The organism is Sporichthyaceae bacterium, from assembly GCA_036493475.1.
Lineage (GTDB): Bacteria > Actinomycetota > Actinomycetes > Sporichthyales > Sporichthyaceae > DASQPJ01.
Map to the genome: position 1 here is coordinate 1 of DASXPS010000115.1, position 1,997 is coordinate 1,997.

Here is a 1,997-nt window from a genome sequence, read left to right on the forward strand (position 1 = left end):
CGTGGTCGAGCAGCTCCCACTTCTCAACCGGGTAGGACAGCCCAGATAGCGCGCGTCCGATGCGTGGAAGATCATCAGAGTGCACACCAGTTCGTGGCCTCGGCGGGGTGGGCTCGCTCGGCTTGGGCTGCGCGCCGCTTAGTCGCATGACTTGCGACCTCCGTCCGTGCCGACCCGCGAGCCTCTGACCCGAATCCGCGGGTAGCGGAGAAGTAGATCTTGACGGACTGTGGTTGATCTTCTGGTGTGCTCTTTCGGTGTGAGGCAATGGTGTGGGCCCGAGTGTCGCCTCGGGTGTGCGGGTTCCGGGTTGGTCGGGGCCGGTGGTGGCCGGGTCAGGACATGGTGGGTAGGGCCCGGATCCGGGTGAGGATTTCGTTGAGTAGCTGGTAGCCCGGTGGTAGGCGAAGGATGAGTTGACCGGCGTGGCGGATGAGTCGGGCTGGGACACAGATGAGTCGGTGGCGCAGGGTGGCGATCATGGCTTGGCCGCCTCGGGTTCCGTGTCCGATCAGCCCGTGCGGTGTGAGGGTCGCGGTGAGTTGGTGTAGCCAGCCGGCGATGCTGGCCGCGAGCAGCGCCGCCCACATCCACGCGGTGTTGACCTGCGGATATCCGGACGGGAGATGCCGTAAAGCGGCGCCTATCTTGCCGTCTCGGAAGATGTTCTCGATCGCGGTGCGGTGGCGGTACCAGTGCTCCACCAGCGCCGCGTGGGTCGGGGTGGACACGTCGAGGTTGGTGAGCAGGAAGCTGTAGCCGTAGACCGCGTCGGCTCCGGCCAGCTCCGCCAGTGGTAGTGCCCGCTGTTCGGGGTGCAGGGTGCGCCGACGGCGGGCTCGGGGATCGGTCGAGAGTTGGGTGGCGGGGTCGAGGCGGACTCGGCGGATCAGCAGCCGGGTCGCTACCGGCCACCAGCCGGGGATGTAGTCGGCGACCGCGACCTGGGCGTTCGCCATGTCGATCGCGTCGATCCAGTCGGTTTCGGAGATCCCGGTCAGGGTGCGCCACAGTGGCGCGATGCGGTGTGCGCCGATCGCGAACTCGACGTCACTGGCGAGCGCGGCGCGGGCTAGCGCCCCGGCGAAGTAGCCGCCATCAGCGCGTAACCGGACCTTGCCGCCACGGGCCTGGGCGGGTAGCGCCGCCAGGGCTCGATACAGCAACTCCGGCGCACCGGCGCGGGGGTCCTCGTTGCCGGCCAGCAGCTCCGCCGCCAGCGCGGTCGAGGTTTCCGCCCAGGTCGCCACGTGCGGGCGCCCGCACCGTTGACCTGCGTAGTTGTAGGCGACGCCACGCTTGTGGCGTCCGTACACCTCGACGTCGGTGGCATCCAGGTCGATCGTCACAGCCTGGGCCAACGCGGCGGCACGGGCCGGGGGAAGCATGTCCAGCATCGCGGTGTGCACATCGCCGAGCGCGGTCTCCACCGCCACCCACTGCCCGTCGGTGAACTTGCGGGCCAACCCGGCCGCGGTCGTGGAGGACAGTCCCGCCACCGGCGCCAACAGCTGGCCAGCGGCATCAGCGCGTTGGCGGTCCAGCCCGACCAGGAACTCCTCACCGGCCAGCTGCGCGCCGGCCATCCCGACCAACAACTGCCCACCGGACAACCCCCGCAGACGACTCTTGATCGACCCGATCCTGGCGTCGAGCCGGCTGATCAGACCGAGCCGATCGACCAACTCACTCACCGCGACCATCCCCGATACCGGAGTCAAACGTGGGTCCGGCGCGCCGATCCGCACCCGGTGTTGGACCCGGCGAATGTCCCGTAATCTGTCCACCGGATGGGTGTCCTCTCACCTGGGCTCAATGACGCGTCGCAACGGCATTATCCCAGGTCACAGGGGCACCCATCCTCATTCCCACACCCGATCAGCCCGCTACTCGCGGAAACGGGTCTGAGTCTTGGGACCGGACAACGCCAGCCCCAACCCGCCCAACAACTCTTGCAAGGCCGACATCGCCGCCTGCGCGCGTTGCTCGTTCGGGCA

1 protein-coding gene is annotated in these 1,997 nt (G+C 68.3%); it reads right to left on the reverse strand.

Annotated features, from left to right (window positions below; translation table 11 throughout):
* Nucleotides 1–335 precede the first annotated feature (335 nt).
* On the reverse strand, nt 336–1,787 hold the full coding sequence (locus VGJ14_12010; protein ID HEY2833141.1) for an IS1380 family transposase: 1,452 nt from the start codon (nt 1,785–1,787) through the stop codon (nt 336–338).
* Nucleotides 1,788–1,997 lie beyond the last annotated feature (210 nt).